Origin of the sequence: Collinsella sp. HCP28S3_G2, from assembly GCF_052065125.1 — a bacterium.
In the GTDB taxonomy this organism is placed as follows: domain Bacteria; phylum Actinomycetota; class Coriobacteriia; order Coriobacteriales; family Coriobacteriaceae; genus Collinsella.
The window spans coordinates 23,148-41,526 of the sequence record NZ_JBQHUO010000012.1; the positions used below are offsets into that span (position 1 = coordinate 23,148).

Sequence of the window (18,379 nt, forward strand, 5' to 3'; positions counted from 1 at the left end):
GGGGCGTCCTTATCTGTTGTGCGGTTCGCGAACTAGCGGGCCTGCTTTACCTTGGCCGCCGCCTCGACAAACGACTTCCACAGGTTAAAGTCGGTCTCGAGCGTCTGCCAGGTGTACTCGGGATGCCATTGCACACCCAGGCAGAAAGGCTGGCCTTCGACCTCGATGCACTCGGGAACGCCGTCGGTTGCCTTGGCGACCAAGCGCGTGCTCTTACCCAGACGCTCGACGCAGCAGTGGTGTGCGGAGTTGGTCTGGATAAGTCTGTGCCCGCCAACCGCGCGCTCCAGAAGCGAGCCCGGCACGACCTCGACGGGATGCACGGGGTCGTTGAGCACGTGGGTATGGCGCCACTGCGTGCGGCCCTCGCGCGCGCCCAGGCTCGGTACGTCCATGCACAGGGTGCCGCCAGTGGCGACATTGAGCAGCTGCGTGCCGCGGCAGGTGGTAAAGAGCGGCTTTTTGGCGCGGAGCACCTCGTCGACCAGCTTAAACTCAAAGCTATCGCGGATCTCGCAGCAGAGGGTGGGGTCGTAGGGTCGATCATCGCCCCAACGTTTGGGATTGACATCGGGGCCGCCGGGAATGGCGATGCCGTCGGCGATATCAACGTAATGACGGATAACATCAATGTCCTCGGTGATGGACATCTGCAGCGGCAGGCCGCCAGCGGCAAGGATGGCATCGACAAAGACACTGGCGATTTCCTCGTTGGGGGAGAGCGTTTCGCTCAAAAACGGCTTTGCCTCTTCCCAACGCGGCGCGACGAGGATGAGCGGGCGGTCGGCGGGGGCAACGTCGACGTGCGGGGTATAGGACGAGGAAGTACGTGTTCCGATCATGGGTGCTGCTTTCGAATCTGAAGGTGACAGGGCGCATGAGAGACGTGGGACAACACTTTCAATGGATTTGTCCCACGGGGTTGCTGGTTAGTGGCCCTTGATGGAGTTGAGGAAGTCCTGGGCGCGCTTGGTCTGGGGGTGGTCGAAGAACTCGTCGGGCGTGCCGGTTTCCACGATTTGGCCGTCGGCCATAAACACGACGCGATCGGCCACGCGGCGGGCAAAGTTCATCTCGTGAGTAATGACGATCATCGTCATGCCCTGCTGGGCCAGACGGACCATGACCTCGAGCACCTCGTTGATCATCTCGGGGTCAAGGGCGCTCGTGGGCTCATCAAAAAGCATGGCCTTGGGTTGCATGGCAAGCGAGCGGGCGATGGCTACGCGCTGCTGCTGGCCGCCCGAGAGCTGTGCGGGCACCTTATCGGCCTGTTCGGCAACGCCCACGCGGCCCAGCAGGTCCATGGCGCGCTCGCGGGCCTCGTCCTTGGAGACGCCCAGCACGTCGACCGGTCCCAGCATGACGTTCTGCAGCACGGTCATATGTGCGAACAGGTTGAACTGCTGAAACACCATGCCCAGCTCGGCACGCATACGGGCAAGGTCCTTGCCTTCCTGCGGCAGGGGCTCGCCCTCGATGAGGATCTCGCCCGAGTCGATGGTTTCCAAGCGGTTGATGGTTCGGCACATGGTCGACTTGCCCGAGCCCGAGGGGCCGATCACGACGACGACCTCGCCGCGGTCGACCGAGAGATTGATGTCGTTGAGGACGTGCAGATCGCCATAGTGCTTATCGACGTGCTTGAGCTCGATCAGCGGCTGATTGCCGGTGGAAGAGGTGCTCTGTGCCATGGTGCTCGGCTCCTTATGACTGGAAATGGTAAAGCGTTAGCGGATGATGGTCGCGCCGGTCTTGTGCGAAACGTAGACAGCGGCCTTATTGATCGCGACGTTGATGAGGATGTAGATGACCGCGATTACCAGGTAGACCGACACGAGGGCGTCGTAGTTGGTAATGAGCACGCGGGCATTTTGCATGAGGTCGGGGTAGCTCACCACGTAAGCGACGGTGGTGTCTTTGACTACGACCACAAGCTGCGAAATCAACGACGGGATGATAAACCGAATCGCCTGCGGCAGCACGATTTTAAAGGTGATTTTAGCTTTGGAGAGACCGAGCGCTTGGGCTGCCTCGACCTGCCCGCGCGGCACGGCGTTGACGCCCGCGCGAAAGATCTCGGCCAGCACGCCGGCTGCAGCGAGCGCGACGGGGAGCGTGAGCATCCAAAACGACGGCAGCGCAATTTTGTACTGAGGCAGCACCAAAAAGAAGAAGTAGATGAACAGCAGGCTCGGTACGCCGCGGAAGAAATCGGTGAGCACGCGGCAGACCAGCTGCAGCGGTTTAATGTCGCTGGTGCGGCCGAGCATAAGGGCTAGGCCCAACACCAGCGCGATGGCGCCAGCGGTGAGTGCGACTTTAACGGTGCCCTCAAAGCCGGCAAGCAGGAACTTCCAGGTGGTGAGGTGCGTAAAGAAATACCAATAGTGGACCGAAAGCTGACCGGTCACATAAAAGCGCTGCAACACGAGGACGACGAGCGCGGCGACGGCAACAAGCGAGATGGCGGTGCCGATGCGAATCTTGGCACGCATCTTGGGGCCGGGGGCCTCGTAGAGCGCATCGCGCATGGTGAGCGCGGAGGTGGAATGCTTGCTCATCGGAGGATCCTCACCTTCTTATCGATGTAGTTGCCAATGTGGCTCACCACAAAGGCCGTGCCCAGGTAGCCGAGCGCCGAGATAAAGAACGCGGCGACGCCGCCGAGCGAGCGCGTGTTGATGTAGCTCACCACGCCGGTGAGCTCCTGCGGTTGAAGCGGTACCTGGCTGCCGAGTGCGGTGGTGAGCATGACGGCGATAAAGAGGTTGGTCATGGGCAGCACGCTCGAGCGCAGTGCCTGCGGAATCACGATCTTGGCGAGGATGCGGCTGAAGCTCATGCCGAGCGAGCGCGCGGCTTCCACCTGGCCGACGCCGACGGTGTTGATGCCGCTCATAAAGTTCTCGGAGCCAAAGGCCGAGCCCAAAAGGACCGTGGCGACGATAACGCAGGTGCGGTAGGGCAGGACGACCTTGAGCGGCGGCAGCGCATAGACGACGATGATAAGCAGCGCGATGCCGGGGATGTTACGGAAGACCTGAACATACAGGTCGCCAAAAATGCGCAGCGGCTTGAGCGGCGACACGCGCATCACGGTGACGGCGACGGCCAGCACCATGGCGATGGCAAACGACTCAAGCGTCATGCCCCAGGTTGCTAGCAGCGCGTCGATATAGTTCTGGCCATAGAGCGACCAGAGCTCGGAGAGACTCATGCGGACCTCCCGCCGATAAGGAAAGGGGCTCCCGTGTGTACGGAAGCCCCGACAACTCAGTGTGGAAACAGTTTAGCGCAATAAAGCGCATCGTGCGTTTCCGTATGGTTTCGTAGCGGCCGTTACTGGGCTCGCTGTCTAGGCGCCGATCTCGGGCAGCTCGGGAACGTTGGTATCGCCCGTGCGATCGCCGATGCAGATCTGCCACAGCTCGGTCCAGGTGCCATCGTCCTCGATCTTCTTAAGGAAGTCGTTGACAAAGGCGACGCCGTCGGAATCGAGCGGCAGGCCGATGCCGTAGGGCTCTTTGCTGCCGAAGGGCTTGCCGGCGATCTTGTACTTACCGGGCTCGCGGACCAGGGCGCTCTGCTGCATGTTGTTGTCGATGACGTAGGCGTCAACGCGGCCCTGCTGAAGTGCCTGACGGGCCTCCTCGTCGGTCTTGAACTCCTGCTGGCTGGCCTTGGGGGCGAACTCCTCCAGGATGGCGGGGCCGTTGGAGCCGGACTGGACGGCGACGTTCTTGTCGGCCAGGTCGTCGACGCTCTTAATGTCGTCGTTGTCGGCGAGCACCAGGATAGCCTGCTGGGTGTAGTAGTAGGGACCGGCAAAGGAGACAAGCTTCTTGCGCTCATCGGTAATGGTGTAGGTGGCAAAGACGGCGTCGACCTGGCCGTTCTGCAGGACGGACTCACGCGTGTCCGAGGTCACCTGGGTGATCTCGACCTTGTTCTCGCCCAGAATGTAGTTGGACAGGAGCTGCGCGATGCCGGCGTCGAAGCCGCGGGTCTTGCCGTCCTTCTCGTTGAGGAGGGAGAAGAGCGTGGAGGTCTGAACGCCACCGATCTTAAAGACGCCGGCGTCCTTGACGGCCGTGGCCCAGGTGCTGGCGGCGATGGCGTCATCATCGGCCTTGGGGCCGTTGTCGACGAGCTTGTCGAATGCCTTGGCATCGAGCGTGGTGGAAGCCTCGGTGTCCTCGGGGCTCTTGGAGGAGCCGGCGGCGGAACCCTTGTCGGCCTCGGCGCTGGTGTCGGAGCAGCCGGCAAGACCAAGGCCGGCGACGGTTGCAAAGGTGGCGGCGATGAAGCCGCGACGGTCGAAAACGACCTGCTGGGAGAGGTTCTTGCTCATGGTAGAACACCTTTCTCAATAAAATCCCTAGCGGTTGAATAGAGTTATACCCTATCGCGCTCAAATGGGTCAACACGAAATAACTCAGAAACATACTTACCTTATGGGTAATTCTACCTACCAAAAAGGGACAGGTTTATTTTGGCAGGTTTTATCTGGGCAAACGTCGATTATTACAGCTGAGATAGCGTTTTGCGGACAGCATGGTCGCTCGCGGCGGTCGCTATAATGGCGGCAACGCGACATATATAAGTAAGGAGATCGCGTATGAATGGCTATTCGTTTTTCGCGCCGACCATGACTTAAAACTACCACAAAGGGGACGGGCACCTTTGTGGTGATTCTTGCGGATGTGGCGGCCTGCCTCGCTGTTTTGTCTCAATCTGTAACATCTGCAGCCATTTTTGCCGAGTAACTGTTACAGATTGAGATTTTCTCTTTAGGGGGACTTGAGTGTCTCGATCTGTAACATCTGGACGGACAAAAGGTCTCTATCTGTTACAGATTGAGACAAACAACAGGGGCAAAGACGGTTTGTCTAGATCTGTAACAATTGGGCGAGGATTTGTCCTCTAGGTGTTACAGATCGAGACAATTGAGTTGGGAAAATAAAAACCTCCGCAGGGGTGCTTCCCTTGCGGAGGTTTTTCTACTCGTTCAGCAGGCGTACTGCTTCAGCGGCCATATTCTCAACCGTCATGCCGTTCTGAGCAAGCAACTCGTTGGGGTCGTAGCGGTCGGGAAAGCCCTTGGCGATGCCAAAGGTGCGCGTGCGCACGGGCGTGCAGGACAAGTAGCACGCGACGCGCTCGCCCCAGCCACCGTCCATGATGCCGTCCTCGAGGGTGACGACAACGCGATGCTCGGCGGCAAGGCCATCGAGAGACTCGCGGTCAAGCTCGGTTGCAAAGCGCGGGTTGACGAGCGTGGCCTCTATGCCGTATTCGGCAGCCAAGCGGTTTGTCACGCGCTCGCCAAGCTCAAAGAAATCGCCAAGCGCGAGCACGGCAACGTCGCGGCCCTGACGCACCACGTCGTAGCGAACGGTGCTGTAGTCGGTGTCCTCGGCGGGCGCCAAATCGGGGCGGCTAACCAGGCCAATGCCCGGAACGCGGATCGCCACGGGATGCTCGCGGTGGTCGAGCGACCAGCTCAGCATGGACAGGTATTCCTCCATGCAGGCCGGTGCCAGATAGTGCATGTTGGGAAGTCCGCCCAGCATAGATATATCAAAGAACGAGAGGTGCGTCTCGGATGTGGAGCCAAAGATCGACGCGCCAAACACCAGGATGGTTGTGGGGGTGTCGTTGAGGCACAGGTCGTGCCACAGCTCGTCGTAGGCGCGCTGCAAAAACGTGCCGTACACACCAAAGACTGGCTTGGCGCCCGAGCGCGCAAGCGCGGTGGCAAAGGTCACGGCGTGCTCCTCGGCAATGCCCACATCGACGAACTGTTTGCCGGCCGCGGCGCGAAGCTCGGGTGTAAAGCCCATGATGTAGGGCGTGGCGGCCGTGATGCCCACGACCTGTGGATCGCGCTCGATGGCGGCGCTGAGCGCCTCACCCGTAATGTCGGCATAGGTGCGCGGCGCAGGCTCGCTCGGATGGCCCGGGCAGAGCTTGCGCCCGGTTGCCATGTCAAACGGACCCACATGGTGCCAGCGCTCGGGGTCGCTCTGGGCTGGCTCAAAGCCCTTGCCCTTGGCGGTGGAGACGTGCAGCACGATGGGATGATCGATATTGCGCAGTTCCTGCAGCGCGTCGACGAGGGCTAACACATCGTTACCGGTGTCCAGATAGCGGTAGTCGAGCCCCATCGCGCGGAAAACGTTGCGCTCACAGGCGCCGTTGCTGGCGCGCAGTTCGGCCAGATTGCGATACAGGCCGCCATGGTTTTCGGCGATGGACTGGTCGTTATCGTTGACGATGATGATCAAGTTGCTGTCGAGCTCGGCGGCATTGTTGAGGCCCTCAAACGCCAGGCCGCCCGAAAGCGAACCGTCGCCAATGATGGTAATGACGTTGTACGCGTCACCCGCCAGGTCGCGCGCGTGGGCAAGGCCGCAGCCCAGGCTCACCGACGTGGAGGTATGGCCCATGGCAAACAGGTCGTGCTCGGACTCGTCGGGATTGGCAAAGCCAGAAGCCTCACCATAACGCTCCGGATCGATATAGGTGTATGCGCGCCCAGTCAGCGCCTTGTGGGCGTAGGTCTGGTGCGAAACGTCAAAGACAATCTTGTCGATGGGGGAGTTAAACACGCGATGAAGCGCAACCGTAAGCTCAACGACGCCCAGGTTGGGAGCAACGTGCCCACCGACGGCGGCGGAGCTTTCGAGGATTGCCTGGCGGATCTCGCCGCAGAGCAGCGGAAGCTCGGCGCGGTCGAGAGCCTTGACGTCCTCGGGCGTTGTCGTTTGCGTAAGCAGCATCGTTGTGGGTTACTCCATGCGAATCGAGCGCCAGCGCTCCCTCGGCCGGCACAATTGCACAAAACAGTCTCGCACATTTTGGCGTTTGATATGTGACGGCGGCGCGGTAATTCGCCAACTGGTGGGGCAAAACGTTTTGTCCGATGCCATACTGGTAGATTCGATGATGATTTATTCAATGCGTGCAGGCTGTGGCTTGTCGCCGTGAGTCGCTGGAAGGAGGCAGCATGTCCGATGTCGTTCGTGCCGAGAAAATCGCGTGCGAAGTAGACCATGCTGCCCGTCAACTGGCGCAGGCGGGCCGTCTGGACCTGACGCGCGAGTTTATCCAGCATGGCGATGTGACGGTCTATGCACATGTGACTTCGGTAGCGCGGGCGAGCCTGTCCTTTGCCGAGCGCTTGGGCCGTGTCGGTATCTCCGTCGACCGCGCCTCGTTGCTGCGCGGGGCCCTGCTGCACGATTACTTTCTTTATGACTGGCACGATCCCGACCCAAGCCATCGGCTGCATGGCTTTCGGCATCCGTTTTTTGCTCTGGCGCGTGCGGAGGAAGATTTTGAGCTGACGTCGCGCGAGCGGAATATTATCGTGCGCCATATGTTTCCGCTGGTGCCAGTGCCGCCGACGTGTCGTGAGGCATGGATTGTGTGCCTGGCGGATAAATGGTGTGCTCTGCGCGAGACGATCGCCGGCCGTCTGCCGCGCAAGGACGAGGCAGACGATGGCGTGAGTGAAGAATCGAACGAAAAGAGGAGAGGGTAGACGGTGGGGACCGCGATCGACATGGCATTTGACGGCGCGACGCTTGCCGCCTGTCCGCTCTCGGCACTGGTGCTCTCGTTTGCCTTTTACGGGTTTTGCGGTTGGGCATGGGAGTCGACAGTCTGCGCCATGCTCAACCAAGGACGCTTTGCCAACAGCGGATTCTTGCTGGGGCCGTGTTGCCCTATCTATGGTGTGGGCGGCATAGCCTGCTGGCTTTTGCTGCGCGGGATTCCGGATGCCTCGAGCCAATTTGTCGCCGCGGCGCTTGTGTGCAGTGTAATCGAGTACAGTGTGGGCCTTCTTTTGGAAAAAACAACGGGCGCACGCTTTTGGGACTATTCGCACCTGCCGTTTAACTTGCACGGACGTATCTGCCTGTACTGGGCCTGCGCGTTTGGCCTGGGCGCGTTGTGCATTTGTCGTTTAGTGGAGCCGGCATTGCTGGGACTGCTTGGCCATCTGCCGGTGCTGATTGTGCGGCTGTCCGCCTTTATCGTCGCGGTCGCGATGATGGTCGACGCGGTGTGTTCTTTGGCCAGTTGGCGTCGCCTGTCCGATCAGCTGGAGCGTGTGCGCGCCGACCTTGCCGACCGCATCAATGAGTCGCTTGCCGATGCCTCGGACTCCATGCTCGAACGTATTCCCGATTCGACGATCGACTCGGTAGCGCAGACGCATATCCGTAGCCGCGCCGTTAACGCGTGGCTGGCCGAGCTGGGCGACGCGGCGCTCGATGCCCTTCGTGAGAAGGCTTCGATGCCGACGTTTATCTCGGATGGTGCTCGCGGCCTGGCGCTTGCCGCCCGCCGCGTCGCCGATGCCGCGCCGAGCATGCCGCGTCCGTCGCTCAGTCGTCGCCTTGCCGGTAAGCGCATGAGGCGTCCGGTGCCGAGTGTGTCGCTCAGCCGTCGCGACCTGCGCTTCTTCAATGCTTTCCCGCGCTTGCGTATCAATCGCTACGAGGGTGTCATTCGAGCAACCAATCTCCGCGACCGCGCCCACGAGCTGTTTCGGCGCTAGCCGGGACGGGCACGCTCACGGCTCCCTTGCTCGCGTATTTCCCGTTCGTTTCGCGTCCGTTGCCGCGCCGTTTCCAAGATTGCGGCACCGTTTCCATTCGACAACGCAGCGTTTAACAACGCCGTATCTGGTCTACACCAGTTGCCCCTCGGCCGCATTATGGGCGCCGACAACGTTCATGCGACCAAAGGGGAGCGAATGTACGATACGGGATCGACAACGTTTATGCTCATCTGCACCATGCTCGTGTTTTTAATGACACCGGGTCTGGCGTTTTTCTATGGCGGCCTGTCCAGGCGCAAAAATGTCATCAACACCATGCTCATGTGTTTTGGCGCCATTGGCCTGGTTGGTGTGCTGTGGATTGTCGCCGGCTGGTCGCTGGCCTACGGTGGCGATGGTTCCAGCCCGTTTATTGGAGGCCTTGACCAGCTGCTGTGCTTGCCGGTGCTTAACCAGGTACTGCAGGCGGCCGAGGGCAATGCTGCGGACGGTGCCGTCTACCCTCAAATCATCAACATCGCCTTCCAAATGGCGTTTGCCATGATCACGGCTGCTATCGTCACGGGCAGCCTGGCCGGCCGCGTTAAGTTTGGTGCCATGACGGCCTTCCTGGGCATTTGGCTGCTCGTGGTCTATGCGCCGCTCGCCCACATGGTCTGGGGCGGTGAGGGTTCCTTTATCGGCGACATCATCGGCGCGCTCGACTTTGCGGGCGGCGACGTGGTGCACATCTCGTCCGGTCTGACGGGCCTGATTCTCTGCTTAATGCTCGGCCGTCGTCGCGGCTTTGGCATGGTGAGCTACCGCCCGCATAACGTGCCGTTTGTGGCGCTGGGCGCCGGCCTGCTTTGGTTTGGCTGGTTTGGCTTTAACGGCGGCAGCGAGTTTAAGGCCGACGCCGTGGCGGCGCTCGCCATCCTCAACACCGTGACGGCCAGCGCGGCGGGCATGGTCTCGTGGCTTGTCGTCGAGCGCGTGCATACCGGTCGCCCCACGCTGGTGGGTGCCAGCACCGGTCTGGTTGCGGGCCTTGTGGTGGTCACGCTGGGTGCGGGCTTTGTCGAGCCGTGGGCGGCGCTGGTCATGGGCCTGATCGTATCACCTGTCTGCTACCTGGCTATCAGCCATCTTAAGACCAAGTTTGGCTACGACGATGCGCTCGACGCGTTTGGCTGCCACGGCATCGGCGGCATCTTGGGCGGCGTGCTCACGGGCCTGTTCTGCGTGCCGGAGCTCTCGTGGACCGGTAAGGGCGGCCTGTTCTACACGGGCGACGTGTCGCTGCTCATCTCGCAGATTTTGGGCATTGTGGTGACGGTCGCTCTTGTACTGATGCTCGATTTGGTGATCGCCGCGGTGGTCAAGGCGCTCTTCCACGGTAGCCTGCGCGTGGACGAGGCAGACGAGGCGCTGGGCCTGGATGCGAGTCAGCACGGCGAGAGCGCGTATCCTTCGTTCTCCGGACTCGATTAGCAGCACGGCTTTCCCAGGCACCCGACCTTGCCCCTCAAACCGTCGCTTGCGTACCGAAGTACGCGGCGCTCCTCTTTCGGGGCAATCTCGGGCACCTGGAAAACCCGTGCCACATGAATGAGCGGTTCATTTCTTTATTAAAGAGAGGAATTCACTATGAAGAAGATTACGGCGATCGTTCGTGCCGAGAAGCTTGAGGTTCTTAAAGACGCACTGTTTGCTGCCGATGTTCGTGGCATGACCATCAACCAGGTGCAGGGCTGCGGCGCGCAGCATGGCTGGAAGGAATACGTGCGCGGCAACGAGTTGCTTGTCAACACGATCCCTAAGGTACAGTTCACCCTTATCTGCGCCGATGAGCATGTCGACGGAATTGTCGACATCATCTGCAACGCCGCCCGCACCGGCGCCGTCGGCGACGGCAAGATTTGGGTCGAGCCGGTCGAGGAGGTCATCCGCATCCGCACCGGCGAACACGGCCCCGCCGCGGTGTAGGACAATCTTTCGCCTGACGGGCGTGCCTCTCTTGGGGCGCGCCCGTTCTCGTCTACAATATCGTGCAGACGAAGGAGAGGCATGCCCATGATCAAGATGTTTGCGAGCGACTTAGACGGAACGCTGCTGAACGCCCTGCACGAGGCAGACGGGACCATCCGCCGTGCCATTCGCGAGCTGACCGAAGCTGGCCTGCATGTGGTTCCCGCGACCGGGCGCTCGACGCTGCCGATCGGCGAGCATGGCTTTACGGGCCTGGCGCTTGACGCCTGCTGCTCCAATGGGTCCATCGTACGCAACAGCCATGGCGAGGTGCTCAAGACCTGGACCATCGACCCGCAGATTACCGAGGAGCTGCTCAAGGAGTTTCCGGGCATTTGCTTCGACTGCTCCACGCCCGACGGCATGTTCTCGAGCGGATCGTTCGAGATGCACCAGGCGGGCTTTAAAAAGGACAGTCCTATCAAGCGCATCGTGATGCGCGGCATGCGTGCACGTGGGGGGTATCACGAGGAACAGTATTTCGACCAGTCGATCGGTGACATCCTGCGCCATGACGTATGCAAGATCAATTGTCGCGTGACCTCGCCCGAGCTGGAGCGCGACCTTAAGGCGTATTTGGCCGAGCGCTCGGACCGCGTGGTCAACGCGCCGTTCGATCCGGTGATGTTTGAGATCACGGACGTGGCGTGTAACAAGGGCGAGAGTGTGGCCTGGCTGGCGGGCTACTACGGCATTGCCGAGGACGAGGTCGCGGTTTACGGCGACGGCGGCAACGACATCGCCATGCTCAAGCGCTTCCGCCACAGCTACGCGACCAAAAACGGCAGTGACGCGGCCAAGGCCGCCGCGAGCGCGACTATCGGCAGCTGCATGGTCCACGCCGTCCCCAAACACATGCTCGCCACCATGCATAAGCAAACCCCCCGCACCATCATCGAATAATGTGACAAAGGGACTGCCCCTTCGTCGCATCCAAATATTGCCTTTACGTGTTGATGCACACGGTGTGCAATAATACTCGCACTGTGCAATAGCGCACAGGCTGAGTAACAAGGAGGACGCTTGTCCCAGCTCGAGAAATGCGATCGCCGGTCCCTTCGCTCGCAGCGTGCCCTTCGCCAGGCACTTGCCAGCGAGCTTGCCGAAAGCGGCGACCTTTCGCGCATTAACGTCGCGTCGCTCACCGAGCGCGCCGGCCTTACGCGCCGTACGTTCTATTCGCACTACCGCGATATCCCCGACTTTATCAATCAAATCGAGGACGGCTTGCTGGCCGAGATCCGTGAGCGTATTGAGCTCATCACCGCAGCTCGGCTGCCCGATCTTTATCACAACATCGATGAGCTCGAGCCGGCGCCCGGTTCGGTTGAGCTACTGCGTTATCTTGCGGCCAACCGCGACTTGATCGGTGCTCTGCTGGGTCCGGGCGGCGACCAGGCCTTCATTAAAAGGATTATCGACACCGCGCGTGAGGCTGTGGTGCCGCGTGCACAGACGGGCATTTTGGGCCTGGCGCTGGGCACGTTCTTTGACTACTACGTCACCTACGTCGTGAGTGCCGAGGTCGGCATGATTCAGCGCTGGTTTGAGCGTGGGCTCACCGAATCGCCCGAGGCCATGGCGCGCATGATGACGGTGCTCGCTTTTGTGCGTCCTGGTGACCTGTATGGCCAACCCATCGATATCAACGTGCCGGAGTACGGCATGAAGCTATTGAACTTGCAGCTCGAGGACGCGGCCGACACCGCCGTAACCGTCGAGTCCAACAACTAAGAGGAGAGACAATGAGCAAACTCGTCGAGGGCATCAAGGACCGCATGGTCGCCGCCGCACGCGAGGCTGCGCCCACCGTGGTGGACGCCGCGCAGAAGGCCGCGACCGCAGCTGCCGAGAAAGTTGCCGAGGCAGTTGCCGATGCCAAGAACTCGGTAGGGGAGACGTCCGTCGCTAGCGAGCCCGCCACCGCCGCCGAGCCCGTAGCCACCGCCCACGCCCCCGAAGGCGCAATCTTCAACCCCGACAACGCCCACGGCAACCTGCACCTGGGCATCGATGTGGGCTCCACCACCGTTAAGCTCGCTGTGCTCAACGATGACAACCAGATCGTCTACGCCAAGTACCAGCGCCACCACACCGACGTCCGCGCCTGCGCCCGCGACCTGTTCGAGGGCGCTGCGGCCGTGCTGCCGACGGTCCAAATGACCTGCGCCATTACCGGCTCGGGCGGCCTGCTGCTGTCCCAGTGGCTCGACCTGGAGTTTGTCCAAGAGGTCATCGCCAGCAAGCGCGCCGTCGAGACCCTCATCCCGGCCACCGATGTCGCCATCGAGCTGGGCGGCGAGGACGCCAAGATCATCTACTTCGATAACGGCATCGAGCAGCGCATGAACGGCACCTGTGCCGGCGGTACGGGTGCGTTCATCGACCAGATGGCAACCCTGCTGCACACCGACGCCAGCGGCCTTAACGAACTCGCGGCCAACGCCACCACCATCTATCCCATCGCCAGCCGCTGCGGCGTTTTTGCCAAGACCGACGTCCAGCCGCTGCTCAACGAGGGCGCCCGCCCCGAGGACGTGGCCGCCTCCATCTTCCAGGCCGTCGTGACCCAGACCATCTCGGGCCTGGCGTGCGGCCGTCCCATCCGCGGTAACGTCGCCTTCCTGGGCGGCCCGCTGCAGTATCTCTCCGAGCTGCGCCATCGCTTTTACCTCACGCTCAACCTGGACGAGGAGCACCGCATCGTGCCCCGAAATGCTCACCTGTTTGTGGCGAGCGGTGCCGCCATGGCGCACGAGTCCAATAAGCTCAGCACGTTCCCGCAGCTCATCGAGGCCATCGATGCCCTGGGTGACACACAGGGCGCCGAGGTCGAGCGTCTGGATCCGCTCTTTGCCACCGACGAGGACTTTGCCGAGTTCAAGACCCGCCACAACACCGAGGTCGTTCCCAAGGGCAAGCTCGAAGGCTACACCGGTCGCGTGTTCATCGGTATCGACGCCGGTTCCACCACCATGAAGGCCGCGCTTGTGGGTGAGGACGGCCAGTTGCTGCATACCTGGTACGGCAATAACAACGGTGACATCCTGGGTACGGCCAAGGTCATCATGGCCGATTTCTACAACCACATCCCCGCCGGCTGCACCATCGGCCACGTGACCACCACGGGTTACGGCGAGGCGCTGCTCATCGAGGCCCTCAAGGCCGACTCCGGCGAGATCGAGACCGTCGCGCACCTGCGCGGCGCCAAGGCGTTCCTGCCCGGCGTCGAGTTTATCCTGGACATCGGCGGCCAGGACATGAAGTGCCTGCGCGTCAAGGACGGCGTTATCGAGCACATCATGCTCAACGAGGCCTGCTCGTCGGGCTGCGGTAGCTTTATCGAGAGCTTCGCCGTCTCTATGAACATGGACGTGCGCGCGTTCGCCGACGCAGCCATCCATGCCAAGGCTCCGGTGGACCTGGGCAGTCGCTGCACGGTCTTTATGAATTCGCGTGTTAAGCAGGCGCAAAAGGAAGGTGCCACGGTGGGCGACATCGCGGCCGGTCTGTCCTATTCCGTCATCAAAAATGCCCTGTTCAAGGTCATTAAGCTGCGCGATCCCAAGGAGATCGGCAACCAGGTGATCGTCCAGGGCGGCACCTTTATGTCCGATGCCACGCTGCGCGCGTTTGAGCAGCTCACCGGCGTTCACGCCGTGCGTCCCGACATCGCCGGCTGCATGGGCGCCTATGGTGCGGCCTTGCTCGCCCGTGATCGCGCTGGCGCCGACGGCACCTCGACCATCCTTTCGGCCGAGGACATCGCGCACCTCACTGTGACGCAAAAGCACGTCCGCTGCGGCCGTTGCTCCAACAACTGCCAGCTCACCGTTAACGACTTTGGCGGCGGTAGGCGCTTCATTACCGGCAACCGCTGCGAGAAGGGCGCCGGCCACAAAAAGCAAAAGACCGAGGCCCCTAACCTCTTCAAAAAGAAAAACGAGTTGCTCTTTAATCGCGAGGTGCTGAGCCCCGACGAGGCCCCGCGCGGCACCGTGGGTATCCCGCGCGCACTCAACATGTACGAGAACTACCCCTTCTGGCACGCGTTCTTTACGCGCTTGGGCTTTAGCGTACAGCTGTCCGACCAGTCGAGCAAGAAGACCTACCAGGCGGGCATCGAGTCCATGCCGTCCGAGAGCGTGTGCTATCCGGCCAAGATGAGCCACGGCCACGTGATGAACCTTATCGACCGCGATGTCGACTTTATCTGGATGCCGTGCGTGCGCTGGGAGCGCAAGGAGGATCCGACGGCTGGCAATTGCTATAACTGCCCCATCGTCATGAGCTACCCCACGGCGCTGGCACTCAATATCGACGAGATCCGTGAGCAGAACATCGAGTTCCTGTACCCGTTTGTGCCCTATCACGACAAGACCGAGCTCAAGCGCCGCTTGTACCAGGTGCTTGCCGTCGACCGCGTGGCCGATGCTGAGGCCGGTCGCGGTCGCGTGCGCGGTCCCAAGATCACGCGCTCCGAGGTCGATGCCGCCGTCAACGCTGCCTTTGAGGCCGATGCGCGTTTCCACGAGGACATCCAGACCATGGGCGAGGAGGCCCTTAAGTGGGTCGAGGACCATGGCGGTCACGGCATCGTGCTCGCCGGCCGCCCCTACCACAACGACCCCGAGATCAACCACGCCCTGCCCGAGCTTATCTCGAGCTTTGGCTTTGCGGTCTTTACCGAGGATTCGCTTGCGCACCTGGTGAAGCCCGAGCGCCCCATCCGCGTCGTCGACCAGTGGATGTACCACAGCCGCCTGTACGCCGTCGCCCGTTTTGTGACGATGCGCAACGACCTGGACCTGATCCAGCTCAACTCTTTCGGCTGCGGCCTGGACGCCCTGACTACCGATCAGGTGCAGGAGATTCTGGAGGCCAGCGGCAAGATCTATACCGTGCTCAAGATCGACGAGGTGTCCAATCTGGGCGCCGCGCGTATCCGCACCCGCTCGCTCATGGCCGCGCTTAAGGACCAGGAGGCCGAGCGCTTGGCCGAGGCCGCGGCCGCGGGCGAGACCTACGAGCAGGGCGATGCCGCGCCGGTGGCTCCCTCCACGGATGCCCCCGCATTCGCGAGCCGCAAGTACACGTTCGAGGCTCAGCGCGAGAGCGCATCGACCGCGTGGCCCAAGGTGCCCTTTACCGAGCAGATGCGCGAGGAGGGCTACACCATCCTGTGCCCGCAGATGGCGCCGATCCACTTTGACCTGGTCAAAGAGGTGTTCCGCGGCGCCGGCTACAACTTGGAGCTGCTGCCCTCGACCGATCACGACGCCGTCGAGGCCGGCCTGCGCTATGTGAACAACGACATTTGCTATCCGTCCATTTTGGTGACCGGCCAGATTATGGAGGCCATCGAGAGCGGCCGGTACGACCTGTCCAAGACGGCCGTGGTTATCAGCCAGACCGGCGGCGGCTGCCGTGCCACCAACTACATCGCACTCATCCGCAAGGCCCTGCGCGAGAGCGGCCACCCCGAGATTCCGGTGATCTCGCTTTCGGCGGTGGCGCTCGGTGAGGACAACCCCGGCTTTAAGATTACGCCGGCGCTGCTTAAGCAGGCAGTCTACGCGGTGCTCTTTGGCGACGTGATGATGCAGATGCTTTATCGCTGTCGTCCATACGAGGCTACGCCCGGTGCCGCCAACGCACTCTACGAGGAGTACATGGCGCGCGCCCGCAAGCTGGCGCCCAAGTTCAACCGCCACAACTACACCAAGCTGTGCCGCGAGGCCATCCGCGCGTTCGACACCATGCCGCTCGTGGGCGAGGGCACCAAGCCGCGCGTGGGCGTGGTCGGCGAGATCTTGGTCAAGTTCCACCCCACAGCCAACAACCACGTGGTCGACGTTATCGAGCGCGAGGGCTGCGAGGCCGTGGTGCCGGGCCTGCTCGACTTCTTCCTGTACTCCATGAGCAACGCCGAGCTGCAGAAGGATGAGCTCGGAAGCTCTGCAACCACGCGCGCTGGTATGCAGGCGTTCATCAAGCTCGTGGACTGGATGCGTACGCCGGTGGAAGAGCTGCTCCAAAAGTCCCGCCGCTTTGAGGCGCCCGAGCGCATCGGCACCATGGCGGACAAGGCCCGTACGGTGCTTTCGGTTTGCAACAACATGGGCGAAGGCTGGCTGCTCACGGCCGAGATGCTCGACCTGATTGACCATGGCGCGCCCAACATCATCTGCACGCAGCCCTTTGCGTGCCTGCCTAACCACGTGGTGGGCAAGGCCGTGATCAAGGAGCTGCGCCGTCAGCACCCCGAGAGCAACATTGTCGCAGTGGACTACGACCCCGGCGCGTCCGAGGTCAACCAGCTCAACCGCATTAAGCTCATGATCAGCGTGGCCAAGGAAAACATGCGCGCCGGTAAGGGCTTTAAGCTCGAGAAGGTGGCGCCGCTCGCGATGGACGAGGTCACCGGCCAGATGCGTGACCATGATGGCTGCGTGAGCTGTGGCTCGGCCAGCGAGGAGGCCGTTGCATCGGTCGCCAAGCGTCTGGGACGCGGCATTAAGAAGTAGTTGGCCTGCTATGTGCTAGATATGAGACAAACGGGTGGTAGTCGTGCCGGCTACCACCCGTTTTTGCTGGACATATGCTGCGTAAACGCCCCAACTATCATCTCTTCCGAAAGCGACGTGTCAGTGGCACCAAAAATCGCCCTTGGAACCCTGAGATAATGAACATATGTAGCCGTTCGCCGCAAATTACCGTCCGTTTATGGAACCCACCCTCAGCGCGCGTCATCCTTACGGTTGAATAAATACACATCCATGGAATTACGTAAGAGAGGACTGTTCCTATGAGCTACAAGACCGTTTGTGTTGCCGGTGGCGGCGTGTTGGGAAGCCAGATTGCCTTTCAGGCTGCCTACTGCGGCTTCGATGTGACGATCTGGCTGCGCAGCGAGGGCAGCATCGGCCGCACTCAGCCCAAGATCGATCATGTGCGCGAGGAGTACATCGCGGCTATCGAGGGCATGGCAGACGGCACGGGCGAGTGGTGTGCCGGTATCGCCGATAGCGACCAGCCCTTCGACAAGGAGGCGGCGCTCGCCGCCGTCGAGCGTGCCTACTCCACACTCAAGCTAGAGCTCGATCTTGCCAAGGCAGTGGCCGACGCCGATCTGGTTATCGAGTCGATGGCCGAGGACACCCAGGCAAAGATCGACTTCTACAAGAAGCTCGCCCCGGTTCTCCCGCAAAAGACCGTTGTCGTGACGAACTCCTCCACGCTGCTGCCGAGCACCTTTGCCAAGTACACTGGCCGCCCCGAGAAGTACCTGTCGCTGCACTTTGCCAACTCCATCTGGAAGAACAACATGACCGAGGTCATGGCTCAGGACCAGACCGACAAGCGCTATTTCGATGAGCTCGTCGACTTTGCCAGCGACATCCGTATGCTTGCCCTGCCCGTCAACAAGGAAAAGAACGGCTATCTGCTCAATTCCATGCTGGTGCCGTGGCTGCTTTCGGGCCTTGATCTGTACGTTTCGGGCGTCAGCGACCCCAAGAGCATCGACCTCGCATGGACGCGCGGCACTGGCGCGCCCAAGGGCCCGTTCCGCGTGTTCGACACCGTGGGCATCCAGACGGCCTACAACATCGTCATGCAGTATCAGAAGGTGCCGGGCTTGGTGAGCCCGCTGCTCAAAAAGATGATGATGCCCTACAACTTTAAGGCCATGGCATCCGTCCTCAAGCAGATGCTCGACGAAGGCAAGCTGGGCGAAAGCTCGGGCGAGGGTTTCTTCAAGTACTAAAAAGATCCCTCGGCAACATTGAGAAA

Annotated in this window: 14 protein-coding genes; 8 read left to right on the top strand and 6 right to left on the bottom strand. The window is 61.3% G+C overall.

Annotated elements, in window-relative coordinates; all coding sequences use genetic code 11:
* Positions 1-32: 32 nt before the first annotated feature.
* The 6 genes from ACTNB2_RS07465 to ACTNB2_RS07490 form a co-directional block, all read right to left on the bottom strand.
* Positions 33-842: a gamma-glutamyl-gamma-aminobutyrate hydrolase family protein gene (locus tag ACTNB2_RS07465; protein WP_427728070.1), complete on the bottom strand. Its 810-nt coding sequence runs from the start codon at positions 840-842 to the stop codon at positions 33-35.
* An 87-nt stretch (positions 843-929) separates the two neighbouring features.
* A complete protein-coding gene (locus tag ACTNB2_RS07470) occupies positions 930-1,694 on the bottom strand; it encodes an amino acid ABC transporter ATP-binding protein (RefSeq protein WP_117840240.1) in 765 nt (254 codons plus the stop codon).
* Between the two features lie 36 nt (positions 1,695-1,730).
* Entirely contained in the window at positions 1,731-2,564 is an 834-nt protein-coding gene (locus tag ACTNB2_RS07475) for an amino acid ABC transporter permease (RefSeq protein ID WP_022094658.1), read from the bottom strand.
* Complete coding sequence (locus ACTNB2_RS07480) at positions 2,561-3,220, bottom strand: amino acid ABC transporter permease (protein WP_154514877.1); 660 nt, start codon at positions 3,218-3,220, stop codon at positions 2,561-2,563. Before ACTNB2_RS07480 ends, ACTNB2_RS07475 begins: the two co-directional genes overlap by 4 nt.
* Positions 3,221-3,358: 138 nt before the next feature.
* Complete coding sequence (locus ACTNB2_RS07485; RefSeq protein ID WP_154514875.1) at positions 3,359-4,354, bottom strand: glutamate ABC transporter substrate-binding protein; 996 nt, start codon at positions 4,352-4,354, stop codon at positions 3,359-3,361.
* A 649-nt stretch (positions 4,355-5,003) separates the two neighbouring features.
* A complete protein-coding gene (locus ACTNB2_RS07490) occupies positions 5,004-6,785 on the bottom strand; it encodes a 1-deoxy-D-xylulose-5-phosphate synthase (RefSeq protein WP_441040781.1) in 1,782 nt (593 codons plus the stop codon).
* Positions 6,786-7,012: 227 nt separating this feature from the next.
* Here ACTNB2_RS07490 and ACTNB2_RS07495 point away from each other — a divergent pair, with 227 nt between their 5' ends.
* The 8 genes from ACTNB2_RS07495 (at position 7,013) to ACTNB2_RS07530 (ending at position 18,353) form a co-directional block, all read left to right on the top strand.
* Complete coding sequence (locus ACTNB2_RS07495; RefSeq protein ID WP_441040779.1) at positions 7,013-7,549, top strand: HD domain-containing protein; 537 nt, start codon at positions 7,013-7,015, stop codon at positions 7,547-7,549.
* A gap of 3 nt (positions 7,550-7,552) precedes the next feature.
* Entirely contained in the window at positions 7,553-8,572 is a 1,020-nt protein-coding gene (locus ACTNB2_RS07500) for a putative ABC transporter permease (RefSeq protein ID WP_441040777.1), read from the top strand.
* A 198-nt stretch (positions 8,573-8,770) separates the two neighbouring features.
* The gene (locus tag ACTNB2_RS07505; protein ID WP_441044910.1) at positions 8,771-10,048 is read left to right on the top strand and encodes an ammonium transporter; all 1,278 of its coding nucleotides are present in this window, start codon (positions 8,771-8,773) and stop codon (positions 10,046-10,048) included.
* 156 nt (positions 10,049-10,204) lie between these two features.
* Positions 10,205-10,543 (top strand): P-II family nitrogen regulator, encoded by a 339-nt coding sequence (locus ACTNB2_RS07510; protein WP_117629936.1) that lies wholly within the window; start codon positions 10,205-10,207, stop codon positions 10,541-10,543.
* Positions 10,544-10,630: 87 nt separating this feature from the next.
* Positions 10,631-11,488 carry an HAD hydrolase family protein gene (locus ACTNB2_RS07515; RefSeq protein ID WP_441040773.1) on the top strand — a complete coding sequence of 286 codons (858 nt, stop codon included), beginning with the start codon at positions 10,631-10,633 and terminating at the stop codon, positions 11,486-11,488.
* A gap of 120 nt (positions 11,489-11,608) precedes the next feature.
* On the top strand, positions 11,609-12,319 hold the full coding sequence (locus tag ACTNB2_RS07520; protein WP_154514843.1) for a TetR/AcrR family transcriptional regulator: 711 nt from the start codon (positions 11,609-11,611) through the stop codon (positions 12,317-12,319).
* Between the two features lie 11 nt (positions 12,320-12,330).
* Positions 12,331-17,112: an acyl-CoA dehydratase activase-related protein gene (locus ACTNB2_RS07525; protein ID WP_441040771.1), complete on the top strand. Its 4,782-nt coding sequence runs from the start codon at positions 12,331-12,333 to the stop codon at positions 17,110-17,112.
* Between the two features lie 281 nt (positions 17,113-17,393).
* Complete coding sequence (locus ACTNB2_RS07530; RefSeq protein ID WP_154514839.1) at positions 17,394-18,353, top strand: 3-hydroxyacyl-CoA dehydrogenase; 960 nt, start codon at positions 17,394-17,396, stop codon at positions 18,351-18,353.
* The last annotated feature ends 26 nt before the right edge of the window (positions 18,354-18,379 follow it).

Coding starts and splice junctions, on each gene's coding strand:
- ACTNB2_RS07475 (WP_022094658.1), bottom strand. CDS start 2,564: ATGAGCAAGCATTCCACCTCCGCGCTCACCATGCGCGATGCGCTCTAC.
- ACTNB2_RS07480 (WP_154514877.1), bottom strand. CDS start 3,220: ATGAGTCTCTCCGAGCTCTGGTCGCTCTATGGCCAGAACTATATCGAC.
- ACTNB2_RS07465 (WP_427728070.1), bottom strand. CDS start 842: ATGATCGGAACACGTACTTCCTCGTCCTATACCCCGCACGTCGACGTT.
- ACTNB2_RS07525 (WP_441040771.1), top strand. CDS start 12,331: ATGAGCAAACTCGTCGAGGGCATCAAGGACCGCATGGTCGCCGCCGCA.
- ACTNB2_RS07530 (WP_154514839.1), top strand. CDS start 17,394: ATGAGCTACAAGACCGTTTGTGTTGCCGGTGGCGGCGTGTTGGGAAGC.
- ACTNB2_RS07495 (WP_441040779.1), top strand. CDS start 7,013: ATGTCCGATGTCGTTCGTGCCGAGAAAATCGCGTGCGAAGTAGACCAT.
- ACTNB2_RS07485 (WP_154514875.1), bottom strand. CDS start 4,354: ATGAGCAAGAACCTCTCCCAGCAGGTCGTTTTCGACCGTCGCGGCTTC.
- ACTNB2_RS07510 (WP_117629936.1), top strand. CDS start 10,205: ATGAAGAAGATTACGGCGATCGTTCGTGCCGAGAAGCTTGAGGTTCTT.
- ACTNB2_RS07505 (WP_441044910.1), top strand. CDS start 8,771: ATGTACGATACGGGATCGACAACGTTTATGCTCATCTGCACCATGCTC.
- ACTNB2_RS07515 (WP_441040773.1), top strand. CDS start 10,631: ATGATCAAGATGTTTGCGAGCGACTTAGACGGAACGCTGCTGAACGCC.
- ACTNB2_RS07490 (WP_441040781.1), bottom strand. CDS start 6,785: ATGCTGCTTACGCAAACGACAACGCCCGAGGACGTCAAGGCTCTCGAC.
- ACTNB2_RS07470 (WP_117840240.1), bottom strand. CDS start 1,694: ATGGCACAGAGCACCTCTTCCACCGGCAATCAGCCGCTGATCGAGCTC.